Here is a 1,427-nt window from a genome sequence, read left to right on the forward strand (position 1 = left end):
ATAGATGGTGAAAAAACATGTGTTTTGTTAAATAAAGGAAAGCTTTCTATAATGCCATATATAGAGTGTGTAGAAGCAAGAATGCTAAACAATAGGTTAATTCAAAAATGCGTTATGATTTTCTTAAATGTAGAAAAAATGTAAAAAATCTTTAGAAATGGAGGAATAAATATGGCAGCAACTATTACAGGTATAGTCTTTAATGACTTAAACCACAATGGTATATACGATGTTGGCGAGCCAGTAATACCTAATGCATATGTTGTTAGGCAAGGTACTGGTGGTGGATGTCAAACAGTTCAAACAGATGCATTTGGAAGATATACTTTCCCAAATCTTGGATCAGCTGGAAACCATACGATTTATGAAACAGCTATAAATCCAGGAGCAGCTTGCCCCCCAATTTTATTTGGTCAACCACCAGGATTTACGAATTCAACAACTTTTAGAACAGAAGTAGTTACTGTAACACAGAATGATATAGATAATAATGTTACTATTAATGCCAATAATTATGGACATGATAATCCAGATACTTTCTTTTGTGCACCTTTTGGGTATCAAGTAGCAGCAACAGGTGCAGCAAATAGTGGATTTGCAAGAATAAATTTAGTAACAGGTGCTGTAACAATTATTAATACAGATATAGGTTTTCAAGTAAATTCTATAGGGTATAATGTTTTAGATGATATGATTTATGGTACTGAAATTGGTACTAATAATATAATAAGAATAGCTGAAGATGGTACTACAACAGACTTTGGACTACCTACTAACTTACCATCAACACCTAATCTTTTTGTAGGTACATTTGATGCTGCTGGACATCTATTTTTATATGCAGGAAACCAAGCAAACTACTATGTAGTAGATTTAGATCAAAATTCACCTTATTTTGGTCAATTAGTAGATCCAACAGGTGGAGCATTTACGCCAACTGTATCTGGGAAAGCTATGAATCCACCTATAAATATTGCCGATTGGGCATATAATCCAAATGATGGTCAACTATATGCTTTGGAAGCTAGCACTTTTACTATACAAACAATAGATCCGCTTACAGGAGTAGTTACACCTGTACCAACGGGTGGAGTTTTACCACCTAGTGCTGGTGCTGCCTTTATGGATGCAACAGGAACTCTTTATGTAATATACAATACAACAGGAGATATTTATCGTGTAACATTTAGTGGAGGGAATGCAACAGGAGCATTGTTTTCTCAATCTCTAACTGCAAATCAAAATGACGGAGCATCATGTCATAATGCTGAAGTTAGAATAGATTTTGGTGATGCACCAGATACAGGTGCTGGGAATGGATTTGGAAACTATTCTACCTTACTTGCAAATAATGGACCAAGACATCAAATAATAAATCCGCTAACATTAGGAACTCAAGTCACTGGTGAACAAGATGCACTTCAAAA

At 34.9% G+C, this 1,427-nt stretch carries 1 protein-coding gene; it reads left to right on the top strand.

The window, feature by feature from the left end; genetic code table 11:
- Window positions 1–171: 171 nt before the first annotated feature.
- Window positions 172–1,427 (top strand): DUF6923 family protein (locus ACEXNK_RS17475; RefSeq protein WP_373601619.1); only part of this gene is annotated, 1,256 nt, incomplete at its 3' end.

It is taken from the genome of Paraclostridium bifermentans (genome assembly GCF_964259345.1).
Lineage (GTDB): Bacteria > Bacillota > Clostridia > Peptostreptococcales > Peptostreptococcaceae > Paraclostridium > Paraclostridium bifermentans_B.